The sequence below is a fragment of the Nocardia sp. NPDC059154 genome, assembly GCF_042755705.1.
GTDB lineage: Bacteria > Actinomycetota > Actinomycetes > Mycobacteriales > Mycobacteriaceae > Nocardia.
The window spans coordinates 111,555-113,266 of sequence record NZ_JBHZCS010000033.1 but is presented as its reverse complement, the minus strand read 5'-3'; the positions used below and the strand labels follow the sequence as shown (position 1 = coordinate 113,266).

Sequence of the window (1,712 nt, the reverse complement as noted above, 5' to 3'; positions counted from 1 at the left end):
CAAGCGCTACATCACCCGACAGATCTTCCGCACCCTCACCCAAATCAGCCCAGGCACTTGACAACACATAGAAGCCTCCCGGGTTTGGTGCTCACTTTCTTTCTTGGGAAGGATGGGCAGATCATGCCTGCGAAGTACGACGAAGCGACCAAGGCCAAGGCGATCCGGCTGGTCGTCGATCACCGTGACGACTACGACAGCGAGTGGGCCGCGATCAAGGCGGTCTCGGCGCGGTTGGGTATGACCGCGGAGACGCTGCGTAAGTGGGTGCGGCAGGTCGAGATCGATGCGGGTGAGGTCGAGGGGGTCACGACCGAGACGGCGCGGCTGTTGCGGGAGAAGGACCGCAAGATCGCCGAGTTGGAGCAGACTGTCGAAATCCTCAAGGCTGCAACGAGTTTCTTCGCGCGGGAGAGCGACCCGCGACACCGGTAATCTGCGCGTTCATCGCCGAGCACAAGGCTCGGTTCGGGGTCGCTCCGATCTGCCGTGCGCTGACCGCGCACGGATGCAAGATCGCCCCGAGAACCTTCCACGCCTGGGCGCGGCGGGCACCGTCGAAACGGGCATTGTGGGACACCACGGTCACCGAGATCCTCGCCGGTTTTTACGAACCGGATGATCAGGGCCGGCGGGCACCGGAGTCGTTATATGGGGCCGAGAAGATGTGGGCGCACCTGCAGCGCCTGAAGATCCCGGTCGCCCGATGCACCGTCGAGCGGCTCATGAGCGCCAACGGGTGGCGTGGCGTGGTGCGGCGCAAGAAGATCCGCACCACCGAACCGGATCTGGCCGCCTCGCGGGCACCGGACCTGGTCGATCGCCAGTTCCGGGTTCCGGCACCGAACATGCTGCTCGTCGCTGATTTCACCTATGTTCGCCTGGTCACGGGCGCGTTCGTCTACACGGCGTTCGTGATCGACGCCTACGCCGGGCGGATCCTGGGCTGGGAATGTTCGACCAGCAAAGAGGCCGCGTTCGTCAACTCCGCGATCCGTCAGGCCGCAGCATTACGACACCGAGAGGGACATCCCTTGGCGGGCAACACCATTCACCACTCGGATGCGGGGTCGCAATACACGTCGCTGCGGCTCGGGGAAACACTGTTGCTGTCGGGCATGGTCGCATCGATCGGATCGGTGGGCGACGCATACGATAATGCATTGGCGGAGACCACAATTGGTCTCTACAAGACCGAAGCGATTCGTGACGACTCACCGTTCCGGCACGGCCCACTGAACCGGCTCGCCGACGTCGAGTTACTCACCGCGGACTGGGTCGGGTGGTTCAACCAGTCCAGACTCATGCACCGACTCGGCCGCAAACCACCGGTCGAGTTCGAAGCCGACTACTATGCACTCCACGCCGAGCAACCGGCTGGTGACAGATAAACCGGTGTGCATCAAAGCCGGGGCGATTCATGGATTTGGCCGGACCATCGATGGTCGACGCGACGCCGAACTTCATCCCGTTCGGCCAGCGAGTGGATCAGATCGCCGCCGTCATCGCCCGGCTCATGGCCACCGGTGACACGCCCTGCATGTACCACGACACCGAAAGCACCACAGCGGAATCCGTCGCGGGCGAAGAAGTAGCAGAGACCGCGCCCAGCGTTCACGTGACGATGGGTGCACGGACTGCACCCGGTCTGTCCGGTTGTCGACCGTCGCGAGCGCCGCCGTGGCCGCGCTCGTTTCATCAAACAAGTTGAG

2 protein-coding genes are annotated in these 1,712 nt (G+C 63.4%); both read left to right on the top strand.

The genetic code is table 11. The annotated features are described in order from the left end of the window. Positions 1–123: 123 nt before the first annotated feature. A protein-coding gene (locus tag ACFXN1_RS27195) for an IS3 family transposase (protein WP_379463697.1) occupies positions 124–1,391 on the top strand; the annotation gives its coding sequence in 2 pieces (ribosomal slippage) (positions 124–397 and positions 397–1,391; 1,269 coding nt in all). Between the two features lie 50 nt (positions 1,392–1,441). Then, positions 1,442–1,711: a hypothetical protein gene (locus ACFXN1_RS27190; RefSeq protein ID WP_379446771.1), complete on the top strand. Its 270-nt coding sequence runs from the start codon at positions 1,442–1,444 to the stop codon at positions 1,709–1,711. Position 1,712 lies beyond the last annotated feature (1 nt).